Raw genomic sequence first — 15,628 nt, forward strand, 5'->3', positions numbered from 1 at the left:
CTCTCGGCGTTCGGCGCCGGGTCTCGGGCGTCCGGCGCTTGCGTTCGGTGCCGGCACGCGGTCATCATGCCGGCGCCTGGCGGACGGCTAGAACAAGATGTGAGCACCGAGCTGGGCGGTGAGGAAACGCGTCACCGTGTCGTCGCCGCCGAACTCGAACACCAGGGGAAAGATGTGGACCTCGAAGTTGAGGTGGTCCGTCAGCGGGTGCGAGGCGCCGAAGAGCAGGCCCACGGTGGACAACGAGGTCAACTCCCCAGCCTCGACCGCCGAGTTCGTGTGCAGGGAGTATTCGGCCCCGACGTGCAGGATGGTGTTGCCCGCCATCGCCGGGCGCAGGGCGCCGCGGATGAGCCAGCTGAACTGGGTCTCGCCGTCGGCTTTCAGACCGACGCCCGTTTCCACCAGGTAATCGTCCCCCTGCATCAGCAAGGTCACCATGTCGAACCCCCCGGCACCCGGCCGGGTGTAGCCCACTCCGACTTCGAAGGCCGTCTGGTACTGGCTCTGCGCCTGCGCCGCACCAGCGAGCATCACCACCGCGATCACGATCCACTTCTTCATCGCTCTCGTCCTTTCGTCGGGTCACGGCGTCGTCCGCCGCCGCACAGGTTAGTGGAACCCCCGTGCTCCTGGGAACCACGAACATGCCGCGCCACTCCGGCGCCCCACGGGCGGTGAGGCGGTGCAGTTCGAGCGCCACTGGCGGCAGGTGTCCTGGGCCGTGCTCGACAAGAGCTTGCCGCTCGTCTTCGGCGTTGGCTTCATGCTCCTCGTGGTGCGCGTGCTGCCGGCCGGCGAGCTCGGCTTGCAGGCGATCGCCAGCACTCTCCTCCTCACCGCTTCGCAGCTGCTGCGCTTCCTCTTTCTCGTGCCCCTGACCAAGGTGGTGGCCGAGGGCACCGAACCGGTGCGCGTCGCCGCCACCGGGGCGTCGCTCTACGTCCTGGCCAGCGCTGGCGTGGCGCTCGGTCTCGTCGCCGGGCGTGAACTCTGGGCGGGGCTCTTCGCCAAACCGGCTCTGGCCGCGGTGCTGCTGCCGAGCGCGGTGCTCCTCGCCGTCGGCAGCGCCCGGGACGCGGTGAGCGCGACGCTGGAAGGGGAGAGGCGCCTGCAGCGGCTGTTCTGGCTCGATGCGGCCTACTACGCCGTGGCCCTCGGCGCTCTCGGGTTCTGGCGCTGGTCCGGCGTGGCGCGGACGGCGACCATGATCCAGTGGACCCAGGCCGCCGCCGCCAGCGCCGGCTCGCTCCTGTCTGTCGTCTGCGCCTGGCGTGCCCTCGCCGCGCGGCCCGGCCGCGCCCAGGTGGCGCGGCTCGCCGGTTTCGGGCGCTACTCGTTCGCCACCGGTCTCGGCACCACGGTGGGCCAGCAGGCCGATGCCCTCCTCGCCGGCGCCCTCATGGAGCCCAGCGCGGTGGCCTCGTATCACGTGGCGAAGCTCTTCTTCCGCGTCTTCAACATGCTGGCCCAGGCGATCAGCCAGGTGCTCATGTCGCTGGTGTCGAAGCTGCACGCCGCGGGGCGTGCCCGCGACCTGCGCGTGCTCTACGAAAAGAGCGTCTGCTTCCTGCACCTGGCTCTGCTGCCGGTGCTGGTCTTGTTGCTCCTGCTGGCGCCGCAGGTGTATGCCCTCTTCTACGGCCCGCGCTACACCGACAGCATCCCGGTGTTCCGGATCCTCACCGCGAGCGCGCTCTGCTTGCCCTTCGCCAGCGTGGGCAGTCCGTTTCTGTTGGGGTTGGGACGGCTGCGGAGCCTGCTCGCGATCACCTGGATGGGCACGATCCTCGGCATCGCGCTGGCATGGCTCTGGATCCCGCACTACGGGCCGAGCGGCGCCGCCCTGGCGGTGCTGGTCGCCGCCGTCTTCGGCATGGTGGCGCGCACCGTGGCGCTGCAGCGCCAGCTGGGTTTCACCCTGCGCGATGTGGCCTGGCGCACCCGGGATGCGGTGGCGTTCGTACGGCGCCATCTGCGTTTCTCGTGAAGCGAGCCGGCAGCTTGAAGGAACGCCTGCCGGTGGTTACCATCGACCCCGTCCGCATTCCACTCGGCCCGCCGCCTTTCCGTGGAGACAGCGTGAAGCCCCCGGCCATTCTCATCGACGACCCCGACGCCAACGAGCACTACGATCTCCGCGGCACCCTCGCCGGCTGGGCGCCCGGCCTCATCGCCGTGGTCGAGCCGCTGGCCGCCGCTTCCGGGGCCGACGCTGGGCCCGAGAGTGGCGCCCCCGCTGCTCCCGCCGGAAAGAGCGACTCCGACACCACCCGCGCCCTCAAGAGCGCTCGGGTCCGCTATCGCATGGAAGCGAAGGCGACCGCAGCGCGAGAGTTCGACGTCGCCGAAGGGCCGGTCGTGCTCCGCGCCCTCGCCTCGCCCCTGCTGATCGTGGCCTTCGTTTCGCCCCGCACCTTCCCGCTGCTGGTGGCGCTGGGACAGCACCAGGCCAGCCGCGCCTGGCTCCGGGTCGGGATCACCGGCGTGGCCATGGACCATCCGTACAACCTGGCGCGCAAGCTGATCATGGAGGGCGCCATCGCCTATCACGAGCACACGCGCACGCTGGAGAAGGTGCTCTGCCGCCGGTTGCAGCTCATGGTCGCGTCCCATGCCGAGCGCCAGCACACCTCCTGAGCCGAGGCAGAGGGAGCCCGCATGACCTTCCAGAACATCGCGCCGGACGTGAAGCTGGGCCGGGACGTGAAGATCTTCTCCTTCGTCAACCTCTACGGTTGCAGCATCGGTGACGGCACCAAGGTCGGCTCCTTCGTGGAGATCCAGAAGAACGCGAGCATCGGTCGCAACTGCAAGATCTCGAGCCACACCTTCATCTGCGAAGGCGTCACCATCGAGGACGACGTCTTCATCGGCCACAACGTCTCCTTCATCAACGACAAGTATCCCCGCGCCACCGCCAGCGGCCGTCTGCAGACCGAGGCGGACTGGTCGGTGCAGCCCACCCGGGTGTGCGCCGGCGCCTCCATCGGCACCAGTTGCACCATCCTCTCCAACGTGACCATCGGCCGGAACACCATCATCGGCGCCGGCAGCGTCGTCACCCGCGACATCCCCGACGGCGTCGTCGCCGCCGGCAACCCTTGCCGGGTGCTCCGTCCCTTGACCGCCAGCGAGTAAGGGTCTTGCGGCGCCGGCGCCGCCCCGGCTAGAGTGAAGGCGATCCCCCGGCTGCTGCGCTTCCGCGCGCGTTTCCGACGTCGCTGCGGCGGCGCGATCGCCGTCTCCACCCTCGAGGTGAAACCATGCCGCGGCTCGGTGGCCCGAGGCGCGCTGCCTGTCTGGCGCTCGGCCTGCTCGCGCTCTGGGGCGCTGCTGCGGCCGCCTTCGAGGATCGCACTCCACGCGTCCACGCCCTGGTGGGGGCCCGGGTCGTGACGGGCCCGGGGAAGGTGCTCCCGAAAGCCACGGTGGTCGTTCGGGACGGTGTCATCAGCGCCGTGGGCGACGTCCAGCCTCCCGCCGACGCCCGCCTCTGGGATCTGCGCGGGCGGACGGTGTACGCCGGTCTCGTCGAACCCTTCTTCGATCCCGAGGCGGGCAAGAAAGACAGCCCGCCGCCGCGCGGCCGCCGCGGCGCCGACGAACCCGCCCGCCCCGCTCCGACCGACGCGAGCGGCGTGCGGCATCCGAACCCCAAGGTGCGCGCCGAAGAGCGGATGGCGGAGAAGCTCAGTCTCGACACGAAGACGCTAGAGGACTTGCGCCGGGCCGGCTTCGTCACCGCCCACCTCGTCCCCAGCCAGGGAATCTTCCGCGGTCAGAGCGCCGTGGTGGCGCTCCGGCCAGGGGTGCCGCGCGAGCAGATCCTGCGCGCCGATGCGGCGCAGATCGTGGCTTTCGCTACGGGCGGTTGGGAGGAACGCAACCGCACCGAGTATCCCGCTTCGCTCATGGGCGCCGTGGCCCTGGTGCGCCAGACTTTCCTCGATGCCCGCTGGGCGCGGGAAGCGCGGAAGCAGTACGACGCGGCCCAGGCCGGCATGGAGCGACCGCAGACGAACCTCGCCATCGATGCCCTGGAGGCGGCGCTGCCTCCTTCCGGCTCCATGCCGGTGTGGATGCTCACTGCCGACGTGCTCGGCACGCTGCGCTGCGCCGCCCTCGCCCAGGAGTTCGACCTCCACGCCGTCCTGGTGGGGAACGGCGAGGAGTACCAGCAGCTCGAGCAGGTGCGCGCCACCGGACTCCCGGTGGTGTTGCCGCTCCAGTACCCTGCGCCACCCGCTTTCGCCGACGCCGACGAGGCACTGGACGTGGAGCTGGACGTGCTCCGGCATTGGAATGCCGCCCCCAGCAACGCGGCGCGGCTGCACGCTGCCGGCATCCCCTTCGCGTTCACCTCCCATGACCTGGAGAAACGCAGCGATTTCCGCGCCCGCGTCGCTCGCGCCATCGAGAACGGTCTGCCGGAGCCGGCAGCATTGGCCGCTTGTACCACCGTCCCGGCGCGCTTCGTCGGCATGGAGGACCAGCTCGGCAGCATCGAGCGCGGCAAGCTCGCCAGCTTCACCATCACCGATGGCGACCTCTTCGCCGAGAAGACCCATGTACTCGAGGTCTGGGTGAACGGCGATCGCTACGAGGTGCAGGAGGAGAAGCCCACCGACTTCGCGGACCTGGCCGGGAACTGGCGGGTGCTCGCCGGCAGCGGCGAGAAGCCGGTCAAGGAATGGCGTCTCGAGCTCGTGGGCAACGAGTGGACCTTGCGCGGCAAGCTCCTGGATGCGGACGGCCGCGAGGTGCCGCTGCAGACCCTCCGCTGGCAGCAGGGGGAACTGCTGCTGCAGTCGAGCGCCGGCGAGACCTTACGCCTGCGTCCGGAGAAGAAAGTGCTGCGCGGTACCTGGAAGCAGCCGGATGGACAGGAAAACGCGCTGGAGGCCAAGCGCCCCGAGCCGTCGCAGGAAGGAGGCTTCTGATGGGCCTGTCGCTTCGTGGGCGCCCGTCGCCTCGCGTCGGTGTCGGCGTCCTGGCGCTCGCAGCGCTTGCGGCTGTCGCCGCCGTGGCCTCCATGGCGGTCGACGCCACGGCCGCCGAGAACGCCTGGCCGCCGCTGCCTGAACCGGCCCCGCGTGCCGTCCTCATCCGCGGCGCCACCGTCTGGACCTGCAGCCCGCAAGGCATCCTGGAGAACACCGACCTTCTCGCCGTGGGCGGCAAGATCGTGCGCCTCGGCAAGAACCTGCAGGCTCCGGCGGATGCCGTCGTGCTCGAGGCGAGCGCGAAACACCTCACCCCTGGCCTCATCGACTGCCACAGCCACTCCGACATCGTGGGCGACGTGAACGAGTTCACCAACTCCTGCACGGCGGAGGTGCGCGTCGCCGACGTGGTCAACAGCCGTTCCATCGCCCTCTACCGCGAGCTGGCCGGCGGTCTCACCTGCGCCAACCAGCTCCACGGTTCGGCCAACGCCATCGGCGGACAGAACGCCGTCATCAAGCTGCGCTGGGGGGAGCCGCCGCAAGGCTTGCTCTTCGCCGACGCGCCGCAGGGGATCAAGTTCGCCTTGGGCGAGAATCCGAAGCGCGCCAACTGGTCGACGGCGACCGATCGTTATCCCAAGACGCGCATGGGGGTGGAGCAGGTCATCCGCGAGCGTTTCCTGGCGGCGCTGGATTACGAGCGCGCCTGGCAGGAGTACGAGGCGAACAAGAGCCGGAAGGGCGTGGTGCCGCCGCGCCGCGACCTGCAGCTCGATGCCCTCGTCGAGATCCTGCGCGGCCGCCGTCTGGTGCACGCCCACTCCTACCGGCAAGACGAGATCCTGATGCTGCTCCGCCTAGCGGAGGAGTTCGGCTTCCGCGTCGCCACCTTCCAGCACGTGCTCGAGGGCTACAAAGTGGCCGACGAGCTGGCTCTCGCCGGTTCCGGTGCCTCTTCCTTCAGCGATTGGTGGGCCTACAAGTTCGAGGTCTACGATGCCATCCCCTACAACGGCTCTCTCATGGCCGAACGCGGCGTGGTGGTGTCCTTCAACTCCGACAGCTCCGAGCTGGCGCGCCGCTTGAACTGGGAGGCGGCGAAGGCCGTGAAGTACGGGGGGACGTCCGAAGCGGACGCGCTCGGCTTCGTCACCGTGAATCCGGCGAAGCAGCTTGGGGTCGACGCCCGCGTCGGTTCCCTCGAGGTGGGGAAGGACGCCGATTTCGTCCTCTGGAACGGCAATCCGCTCTCCACCTACTCGCTCTGCGAGCAGACCTGGATCGACGGCCGGCGCTACTTCGACCGCGCCCGGGATCTGCAGGCCCGGGAAGCGATGCTGCAGGAGCGTGAAACCCTGCTCACCAAGGCCGAAGCAGCGCGGAAGAAGGACGAAGCCAAGGGCAAGGGTGACTGGAGACCTTCCTACCTGGAATCCCAGGAGCACGACCATTCTTGTGCCGCCGAGGAGGTGCGACCATGAAGAGAGCCTTCCTCTCAGGTCTTTCCGTGGCTGCGCTACTCGCCGCCTCGGCGGTTCCTCTTCCCGCCGCCGATCTCGTTCTGCTCGGCGCCACCGTGCATCCGGTGAGCGGGCCCGAGATCCCCGACTGCACTCTCATCGTAGAGGGGACGACGATCACCGCCCTCGGCCGCGGCCTGGCGGCGCCGCCCGGCGCCCCCGTCCTGGACGTGGCCGGCCTGCACGTCTACCCGGCCCTCCTCGATGCCAACACCGTCCTCGGTCTGGTCGAGGTGAGCAGCGTTCCCGGTACGGTGGACATCAGCGAGATGGGGGACATCAATCCCAACGTGCGCGCCGAGGTGGCCATCAATCCGGAGTCGGAGATCCTGCCTGTCACCATGGCGAACGGCATCCTGAGCGCGATGATCGCGCCGCGAGGCGGCACCATCGCCGGCACGGCGGCGGTCATCCGGCTCTCGGGCTGGACGTGGGAGGACATGACCATCGCTTCGCCCGTGGGGCTCGTGATCAACTGGCCCGACATGCGCGTGCAGCGAGGACCCAACGCGCGCCCGGAGGAAGAGCAGATCGAGCAGCGCGACGGGCGCCTGCGGGAGCTGCGCGCCGCCTTCGCCGACGCCCGAGCTTACGTGCAGGCGGTGGGCGCCGAGGGCACCCGGGGGATTCCGGTGCACGACCGGGACCCGCGCTGGGAAGCCATGCGGCCCGTGCTGGACGGGAAGATCCCGGTGCTGGTGGCAGCGGACGACATCCTGCAGATCCGCGCCGCTCTCAAATTCACCGAAGAGGAGAAGCTGCGCCTGGTGCTGCTGGCGAATGGCGATGTCTGGCGTGTGGCACCCGAGCTCGCGGCGCGGCACATTCCGGTCATCCTCGGGCCGACGCACGAGCTGCCGTCGCGCCGCTGGGAGCCCTACGACGAACCCTTCACCGTCGCCAAGAAACTGCACGAGGCGGGGGTGCGCTTCTGCTTCTCCTACGGCGCCAGCGCCTTCAGCGCCGCCCACGCCCGCAACTTGCCCTATCAAGCGGCGATGGCAGCGGCCTACGGCCTGCCCAAGGAAGAAGCGTTGCGAGGCGTGACGCAGTACGCCGCCGAGATCCTCGGCGTCTCCGATCGACTGGGGACGCTGGAGCCAGGGAAAGAAGCCACCTTCATCGTCACCGACGGCGACCCCCTGGAGATCCGCACCCAGGTGAAGCGAGCCTTCATGGCTGGTCGCGAGATCGATCTGCACACGCGGCACACGCGCTTGTACGAGAAGTACCACGCCCGGCCGCGCCCGGCGGCGAACCTGGAGCCCGCCGCGGCGCAGCGCTGAGCGACCCCCGCTCAAATCTCCAGCAGGATTTTTCCCATCGAGGCCCGGCTCTCGAGCCGGCGATGTGCCTCGGCGGCGGCCTCGAGGCGGAAGCGCGCGTCGAGGCGCAACTGCAGGGCGCCGCTCCGGATCCAGCCGAAGAGGTCGGTCACGCGGCCGCGCCGTTCCGCTTCGTCCATGTGATGGGCGAGGGTGGGTCGGGTGAGGAAGAGTGAACCCATGACGTTGAGGGTTTGCGGGTCCACGGGCGGCACGGCGCCGCTCGCTTGTCCGTACAAGACCAGCAGGCCGCGACGGCAGAGACACTGGAGGCTGCGCTCGAAGGTGGCGCGGCCGACCGCATCGTAGACGACATCCGCGCCTCTCCCGCCGGTGAAGTCACGCACGGCAGCGACGAAGTCGTCGTGCTCGTACTGCACCACCCGGTCGGCCCCGGTGGCGATGGCGAGCGCGGCTTTCCCGGGACTCGACACGGTGGCGAGGACGCGAGAGCCACGCAGCTTCGCCATCTGCACCAGCAGTCCACCGACACCCCCGGCAGCGGCATGCACCACCGCCGTGTGCTCCGGGCCGAGCGCGAAGGTGGAGTGGGAGAGGAAGTGCGCCGTCAGTCCCTGCAACAGGGCGGTGGCCGCGGTGGCGGCGTCGATGTCCGCGGGCAGCGGTACCAGCTTCGCCACCGGGACGACGGCGTACTCGGCGTAGGCGCCGCGCTCCATGCAGTAGGCCACCCGTTGCTCCGGTTGCACGGCTGCGACGCCGTCGCCCACGGCGGTCACCACGCCCGCGGCCTCCACACCCGCCGTGAAGGGAACTTCGCCGCCGTAGGCACCGGATCGATGGTAGATGTCGATGAAGTTGACCCCGGCGCATTCGATGCGGACGAGGACCTGTCCCGGTGCGGGAGTGGGCGCCGGGATCTCTTCGAGCTGGAGAACTTCGGGCCCGCCATGGGTCTTGACGCGGATGGCTCGCATCTCGCCTCCCGTCCACGCCACACCGGGCGCGATGCCTCGAAGGAGTCGCGGTCAGCGCCGGCCGGCGCGGATGGGGAGCATACACGGGCCCCAGCCCGAGCGGCGGGAGTTCCGCGCTGGGGAGCCCTAGGTGGCGGCAGACCGCTGTGGCTGCGAGCCGTGCTGCCTGCGATCCGCGGTGACGCCACCCAGGGTGCGGGTTACAATGCCCGCCAACCACGAGCCCCAAGGAGGCCCGATGTCCGCCCTGCAGCACCGGCCGCTCCTGCGGCTCGTGCCCATCGGGAACATCCAGTTCCACGAGCATCCGGAACGCCACCGGACCTTGCGGCTCCTCGAGCGCATCCGCAAGGAGAAGCTGCTCCGCAACCCGCCCATCGTGGCGCCCCTCGATGGACAGCGTTACCTCCTCCTCGATGGCGCCAATCGCGTCGGCAGTTTCCAAGAGCTGGGCTACACCCAGTGTCCGGTGCAGGTCATCGATTACGGCGATCCGGCGGTGCAACTCAAGGGCTGGCACCACATGCTGCTGCAGGGGCAGCCGCTGGATCTGACCACGGCGTACCGCGCCCTCCCCGGCGTCGAATTGCGGCAGGTGACGCAAGCGGAGGTCGGGACGTTGCTCGAGCTGCGCCGCGTCTTCGCCGTTCTCGTCGACGCCGAGGCGCGCTGCTGGGCTTTCTTCCCGCGTCTCGGCGGGAGCGGCTTCTCGGTGGGCGATTGGATTCACATCCTGGAGCAAGTGGTGGCGGCTTACGAGGGCAAGACGGCGCTCGAACGCATCAAGCTGGCGGAGTACTCGCGCCTGCCCGCCATCTTCGACAGCCTGGAGCACCAGCTCGTGCTCTTCCCCGTGCTCAGCAAGAGCGAACTGATGGAGCTCGCCACGCGGCGCATCCTCATCCCCACCGGGATCACGCGGCACCTGGTTCCTGGCCGCGCCCTCGCCATGAATCTCGGGCTCGCCTTCTTGACCGAGCTCGGGAGCGAGGCGGAGCGCAGCGCCCATTTCGCCCGCTTCCTCGACCAGCTCGAGGTGGAAGGGCGCATCCGCTACTACGAAGAAGCGGTCTTCATCCTCAACGAGTAGCGGCCCACCTTCGCTGCAAGAAGTCCCGGACCAGGCGGGTCCAGCTCGAGTACGAGGTCTCCGTCGGGTCGAGGTCGGACTCCACGCCGGCGCCGGCGAAGCCCACGGCAGCGGTGCCTGCCCGCCGTCCGGCTTCGAGATCCCTGGCCGCATTGCCCACCATGAGGCTCGCGCCCAGATCGATGCCATGCTCCCGGGCGGCGCGGAGCAGCATGCCGGGCTCTGGCTTGCGGCAGTCGCAGGGGCCGGTGTGCTCGGGATGGTGCGGGCAGTAGTACATTCCTTGCACCTCCGCGCCCGCGGCGCGCAGCAAAGTGCGCAGCCGCTCGTTCACCGCGCGCACCTCGTCCTCGCTCTGCAACCCCTGTGCGATGCCGGATTGATTGCTCACCACGAACACCGGGATCCCGGCTTCACGCAGCCAGGGCAAGGCGCGCGCCGCGCCGGGGACGAGGTCCACCGTGTTCGGGTCGGTGTTGTAAGGGACGTTGCGAATGAGGGTATCGTCCCGGTCGACGAAGAAGGCCGCCCGCGACCGCCCTCCCTGCTGTCGCAGCAGGTGCGCAAAGACGAGACTCTCCAGGTCGTCGAGCATCGACTCCAGGTTCCAGCCGTCGCAGACGCTTTCCCAACCGCGCCGCGCCAGAGCCGCGGCCAGCTCCGGCTGTTCCAGGAGGCGCAGCATCGCGGCCGCCAGCGCCTCCGGATCCTCCGGCGGCACGAGCAGGACGTTGTCGCCGTCCCGCAGCAGCTCCTTGCCGCCCTCGGTGGCGGTGGCGATGAGCGGAACCCGCTGCGCCATCGCTTCGAGGAGCGTCCAGGAAAGCCCCTCGTCGTGGGTGGGCACGATGGCGAGTTCGGCGGCAGCGAGATAGCTACTCACGTTGGTACGGAAGCCGACCCATTCGACGTGCGGGCGCACGCCGAGCTGGTGGCAGAGATCGTGGAGCCTTGCCTCCTCCGGACCCGTGCCAATGAACGCCACGGTGGGCACGGCCCCGGAGCGCGAAGCGCGCAAGGCCGCCAGGGCGCGCAGCGTTGTCTCCTGACCCTTGCCGGGCTCGAGCATTCCCAGGTGCAGGACAAGCTTCGGCTTGCGCGGCAGCTTGAGCTGGCGCCGCAGCACGGCTCGATCCTCGCTCGGCATGCTCACATCCAAGCTGACACCGTCGCGGACGACACGCACCGTGTCGGCAGCGAAGCCCGCCTGCGACGCGAGCCAGGCGCGGGCGTACTCCGTGCTGGTCAACGTCCGTGTCAGGCGCCGCGCCAGGAACGAGCGATGCAAGTGCGGGAGGTGCGCCCGGTGCGCGCCCCGCTTCTGGAAGAGGAGTGGTTTCCAGCCGCCCCAGGCGCCGACGACGACGGAGGCCAGCTCGCGATCGAGCTGCACGAAGACCGCGTGGGGACGGAAGCTCACGAGCAGCCGGCGCATGGCGAAGAGCGTCCGCGGGTGCAGAGCCCGGTCGGTGTGCACCGGCCGGGCCCGCAGACCGGCTTCGGCGGCACGGGCCAGCACCTTGCTGCCTGGACGCGCCACCACCTGCACCTCGTGACCGCGGGCCACGAGACCGCTGGCGGCCTGCAGGATCCAACGCTCGCGGCCGCCCCAGCGGGGAAGCGAGCTCACGAAGAGCAGGCGCAGTGCCGCCTGGGTTTCCGGCATGCCGCGCAAGGTAGCACAGGCGGCGCAGTAAGGCATGCAGTCGGGGCGCTGTCGTCGTCGGCGTGCGACCTGCCGACTCCGGCGCGCGAAGGAATGGTTGCAGCTCGATGCCGCGGGCGGCGACACTCGGCGAGGGCGGTGGTGCATGCAGTGGTTTGAGGCGGAGCGGCCGCTGTCCGCGGCGGCGGCAGAGTTCGTGCAGGAGGCTTTCCTGCAGCACACGGCGCACTTCCGCCGGTTGACGCTGCAGGCCCGCGACCACTTCGAGCGGCGCGAGGCGCTGGCCGGGCGGCGCGACGCCGTGGCCCGACTCGACCTCTACCGCGCCGCGGTCACCGTCGCCGCCGCCGGGTTGCACCGCCGCCTGGGTCCGAAGTTCCTCGATCGCTCTACCTGGCGCGCGATCAAGAGCGAGTACGCCGATCGTGTCGGCGGCCGCGGCGACGCGGAAATCGCCCGCACCTTCTTCAACTCCGTCACCCGGCGCCTCTTCACCACCGTGGGCGTGGATTCGGAAGTGGAGTTCACCGAAGAGCCTGCCGCGGCGGGCGGCAACCCTGGCGTCGTCGAAACCCAGGTCTTCGTGCGCCAGGGCAGCATCGCCGCCCTGGTGGGCGAGATCCTGGAGCGCTACCGCTTCGGCGTCGCCTACGAGGATGCGGCGCGGGATGCGGAGCTGGTGGCGCGCCGGATCGAGTCCTTCGCTCCCCGCGTCGGCGTCGATGCCATCGAGCTGGCGAAGCCGGTGTTCTATCGCAACAAAGGCGCTTACCTCGTGGGTCGCTTGCGGAGCCCGACGGGTGACCTGCCGCTGGTGCTGGCTCTGCTCAACACGAACGGCCAGGTCAGCGTGGACGCGGTGCTGCTCGCGGAGCAGGAGGTGAGCATCGTCTTCAGCTTCACCCACTCCTACTTCCTGGTGGACACCGAGTGCCCGAGAGTGCTGGTGCTCTTCCTGCGCGAGCTCATGCCTCTCAAGCCGGTGGACGAGCTCTACAGCTCCATTGGCTATAGCAAGCACGGCAAGACCGTGCTCTTCACCGCCCTGCAGCAGCATCTCGGGCGCTCCGAGGCACGCTTCGACTTCGCCCCCGGGGCGCGGGGCATGGTGATGCTCGTCTTCGCCATGCCCGACTTCGACGTGGTCTTCAAGGTCATCCGCGACCGCTTCCTGCCGCCGAAGACGACGACGCGCCGGCAAGTGATGGAGAAGTACCACCTCGTGTTCCATCACGATCGCGCCGGGCGCCTGGTGGGCGCCCAGGAGTTCGAGCACCTGCAGTTCGAGAGCCGTCGTTTCGCCCCGGACCTCCTGGAGGAGCTGCGCACCCAGGCCCGGGACACGGTGGAGGTGGACGGGGATCGAGTCGTCATCCATCACCTGTACACCGAGCGCCGGGTGACGCCCCTCGATCTCTACCTGCGCGGAGCGCCGCCGGCCGACGCGGTGGAAGCGGTGCTCGACTACGGCGAGGCGCTCCGCGATCTGGCGGCGACGAACATCTTTCCCGGCGACCTGTTGCTCAAGAACTTCGGCGTCACCCGGCAGCGGCGCATCGTCTTCTACGATTACGACGAGCTCTGCTTGCTCACGGACTGCAACATCCGCCACCTGCCCTCGCCCCCGGGCGAGGAAGAGGAATGGGCCGGCGAGCCGTGGTTCTACGCCAGCGACCGCGATGTCTTTCCCGAGGAGTTCGGCAGTTTCCTGGAGCTCCGGGGCGCGCTCCGCGACGCCTTCGTGGCGCAGCACGGCGAGCTCCTCGCCGTGCCCTTCTGGGACCGCATGCAGTCAGCGCACCGGCAGGGTCTGATTCTCGACCTCTTTCCCTACGTCCAGGAGCGCCGGCTGCGGGCTGCGGGCCCTGCAGGTTGAGGCAGCGCCTGCGGTCCTCGGTGGTTGCTGCACCCAGCATGCGGCCGCGTGCGGCCATGCCGGCGCGACTGTGCATCGCGCAGTCACCGTGCTATCCTGTCGCCGGATTCGGAGCCCCGGATCCAGCGATTCCCACCAGGACCGAGTCCGGAAGGAGCGAGTCGATGGCGCAGAAGTTCGCCGTGCCCCCGGCGGGGGGCCTCTCGATCAGCATGCACGACGGAGTTCTGCAGGTACCGGAGCAGCCGATCCTCCCCTTCATCGAAGGCGATGGCACGGGTCCGGACATCTGGCGCGCCTCGGTGCGTGTCTTCGACGCCGCCGTGGCCAAGGCCTACGGCGGCAAGCGGCGCATCCACTGGATGGAGGTGCTGGCGGGGCAGAAGGCTTACGACTACCAGAGCAGCTGGTTACCCGACGAGACCGTGGCGGCTTTCCGCGACTACCTGGTGGGGATCAAGGGGCCGCTCACTACTCCCATCGGCGGTGGCATCCGCTCGCTCAACGTGGCGCTGCGCCAGCTTCTGGATCTCTACGTCTGCCTGCGCCCGGTGCGCTGGTTCCAAGGCGTGCCGTCGCCGGTGCGCCATCCCGAGCTCGTCGACATGGTGATCTTCCGGGAGAACACCGAGGACATCTACGCCGGCATCGAGTTCGCCAGCGGTTCTCCCGAAGCACGGAAGCTGCTGGGTTTCTTGCAGGAGAACTTCCCCGAGATGGCGCGGAAGGTGCGCTTTCCGGGCAGCACCGCCCTGGGCGTCAAGCCGGTGTCGGTCGAGGGCACCGAGCGCCTGGTGCGCGCCGCTCTGGACTACGCCGTTCGCAACCGGCGCAAGAGCCTGACCCTGGTGCACAAGGGCAACATCATGAAGTTCACCGAGGGCGGCTTCCGCAACTGGGGCTACGCGCTGGCGGAGCGCGAGTTCGGTGACAAGACCTACACCTGGGAACAATGGGAGCGCACCCGCAAGGCGAAGAACGAAGAGGCGGCGAACCGCGAGCAGGCGGAAGCGCTGGCCGCGGGACGCATCCTGGTGAAGGACGCCATCGCCGACATCACCCTGCAGCAGGTGCTGACCCGGCCGAAGGAGTTCGACGTCATCGCCACGCTCAATCTGAACGGCGATTACCTGTCGGATGCGCTGGCGGCGCAGGTAGGGGGCATCGGCATTGCCCCTGGGGGAAACATCAACTACGCCACCGGACACGCCGTCTTCGAGGCCACCCACGGCACGGCACCGAAGTACGCCAACTTGGACAAGGTGAACCCGGGTTCGGTGATCCTGTCCGGGGAGATGATGCTGCGCTACATGGGCTGGACCGAGGCGGCGGATCTCGTCCTCCGCGGCATGGACGGCGCCATCGGCAAGCGCAAGGTGACTTACGACTTCGCGCGCCTCATGGAGGGGGCCACGGAGATCAAGTGCAGCGAGTTCGGCGACGCCGTGATCGCCGCCATGTGACCGTAGCGCCTGCTGGACGGAGCCTCACCCTCGGGATCGAAGGCTGAGAGGAAAGCGCCCGTACTCGTCACTTTCTCAGGAGCGCTCGATGAACTCGTCGGTGCGGGTGTCGATCTTCACCTTGTCGCCCACGTTGATGTAGGCAGGCACCCTGATCTCGAGCCCGGTCTCCAGCGTCGCCGGCTTGGGGGAGGCGGAGGCCGTGGCGCCGCGCATGTGCGGCGGCGTCGCCGTCACCTTGAGCTCGACGAACATCGGCACATCGACGCCCACCACGCGGCCGTCGAAGAAGAGGGCCTCGATGACGGTGCCCTCCACCAGGTAATGCGTGGCGTCGCCGAGCACGTCCGAGTGCAGCGAGGTCATCTCGTACGTCTCCGTGTTCATGAAGTGATAGTCGTCGCCCGCCCCGTAGCTGAACTGCAGCGAGTGGCGCTCCAGGCTGGCCTGGTCGATTCGATCCTCCGAACGGAAGCGGTGCTCCGTGTTGGTGCCGCTTTCGATGTTGACCAGACGGGTCTGGACCATGCCGCGCCAGTTGCCGGGGGTGACGTGCAGGACGTTGGTGACCCGGTGCGGCTTGGCATTGTGCATGATGACCATGCCCACCTTGAGCTGGGTGGCCTGAATGCTCACGGACGACTCCTCGGGCGAAAACGGTGACGAACCGAGCGGGATGCCGGGCCCCCGACAGGGGAACTCCGGCCCGTGCGAGCGTAGCAGGTTACATGCCGCCCCCGAGGCTCGCAAGCACCCTGAAGTGCGCAGGAGGAGCAGGCTGGGCGCGGTCGGGCGACGCCG

General features: G+C 69.1%; 13 protein-coding genes. 9 read left to right on the plus strand and 4 right to left on the minus strand.

Going from position 1 to position 15,628, the window contains the following annotated elements:
- Positions 1–87 precede the first annotated feature (87 nt).
- Positions 88–564 carry a hypothetical protein gene (locus VFE28_14685; GenBank protein HZM17245.1) on the minus strand — a complete coding sequence of 159 codons (477 nt, stop codon included), beginning with the start codon at positions 562–564 and terminating at the stop codon, positions 88–90.
- A gap of 121 nt (positions 565–685) precedes the next feature.
- Between VFE28_14685 and VFE28_14690 the strand changes: the two genes are divergently transcribed.
- The 6 genes from VFE28_14690 (at position 686) to VFE28_14715 (ending at position 7,755) form a co-directional block, all read left to right on the plus strand.
- Positions 686–1,990 carry a lipopolysaccharide biosynthesis protein gene (locus tag VFE28_14690; protein HZM17246.1) on the plus strand — a complete coding sequence of 435 codons (1,305 nt, stop codon included), beginning with the start codon at positions 686–688 and terminating at the stop codon, positions 1,988–1,990.
- A gap of 92 nt (positions 1,991–2,082) precedes the next feature.
- The gene (locus VFE28_14695) at positions 2,083–2,640 is read left to right on the plus strand and encodes a hypothetical protein (protein ID HZM17247.1); all 558 of its coding nucleotides are present in this window, start codon (positions 2,083–2,085) and stop codon (positions 2,638–2,640) included.
- Positions 2,641–2,661: 21 nt separating this feature from the next.
- Positions 2,662–3,141: an acyltransferase gene (locus VFE28_14700; GenBank protein HZM17248.1), complete on the plus strand. Its 480-nt coding sequence runs from the start codon at positions 2,662–2,664 to the stop codon at positions 3,139–3,141.
- 125 nt (positions 3,142–3,266) lie between these two features.
- On the plus strand, positions 3,267–4,943 hold the full coding sequence (locus VFE28_14705) for an amidohydrolase family protein (GenBank protein ID HZM17249.1): 1,677 nt from the start codon (positions 3,267–3,269) through the stop codon (positions 4,941–4,943).
- Positions 4,943–6,430, plus strand: coding sequence for an amidohydrolase (locus tag VFE28_14710; protein HZM17250.1), 1,488 nt, complete (start codon positions 4,943–4,945; stop codon positions 6,428–6,430). Before VFE28_14705 ends, VFE28_14710 begins: the two co-directional genes overlap by 1 nt.
- Entirely contained in the window at positions 6,427–7,755 is a 1,329-nt protein-coding gene (locus VFE28_14715; GenBank protein HZM17251.1) for an amidohydrolase family protein, read from the plus strand. Before VFE28_14710 ends, VFE28_14715 begins: the two co-directional genes overlap by 4 nt.
- Before the next feature lie 11 nt (positions 7,756–7,766).
- On the opposite strand, the gene VFE28_14720 is transcribed toward VFE28_14715, so the two are convergent.
- A complete protein-coding gene (locus VFE28_14720; protein HZM17252.1) occupies positions 7,767–8,732 on the minus strand; it encodes a quinone oxidoreductase in 966 nt (321 codons plus the stop codon).
- Between the two features lie 238 nt (positions 8,733–8,970).
- Between VFE28_14720 and VFE28_14725 the strand changes: the two genes are divergently transcribed.
- Positions 8,971–9,822, plus strand: a complete 852-nt coding sequence (locus VFE28_14725; protein ID HZM17253.1) for a ParB N-terminal domain-containing protein — start codon at positions 8,971–8,973, stop codon at positions 9,820–9,822.
- Here VFE28_14725 and VFE28_14730 read toward each other — a convergent pair.
- Positions 9,812–11,524 (minus strand): HAD-IIIA family hydrolase, encoded by a 1,713-nt coding sequence (locus tag VFE28_14730; GenBank protein ID HZM17254.1) that lies wholly within the window; start codon positions 11,522–11,524, stop codon positions 9,812–9,814. The genes VFE28_14725 and VFE28_14730 overlap by 11 nt on opposite strands.
- A gap of 109 nt (positions 11,525–11,633) precedes the next feature.
- On the opposite strand from VFE28_14730, the gene aceK reads away from it, so the two are divergent.
- Positions 11,634–13,364 (plus strand): bifunctional isocitrate dehydrogenase kinase/phosphatase, encoded by a 1,731-nt coding sequence (aceK, locus tag VFE28_14735; protein ID HZM17255.1) that lies wholly within the window; start codon positions 11,634–11,636, stop codon positions 13,362–13,364.
- 164 nt (positions 13,365–13,528) lie between these two features.
- The gene (gene icd / locus VFE28_14740; GenBank protein ID HZM17256.1) at positions 13,529–14,827 is read left to right on the plus strand and encodes an NADP-dependent isocitrate dehydrogenase; all 1,299 of its coding nucleotides are present in this window, start codon (positions 13,529–13,531) and stop codon (positions 14,825–14,827) included.
- A 75-nt stretch (positions 14,828–14,902) separates the two neighbouring features.
- Here the strand turns inward: icd and efp are convergent, their stop codons facing one another.
- The gene (efp, locus tag VFE28_14745) at positions 14,903–15,463 is read right to left on the minus strand and encodes an elongation factor P (GenBank protein ID HZM17257.1); all 561 of its coding nucleotides are present in this window, start codon (positions 15,461–15,463) and stop codon (positions 14,903–14,905) included.
- Positions 15,464–15,628: the final 165 nt, after the last annotated feature.

This window comes from Candidatus Krumholzibacteriia bacterium (assembly GCA_035649275.1).
Classification (GTDB): Bacteria; Krumholzibacteriota; Krumholzibacteriia.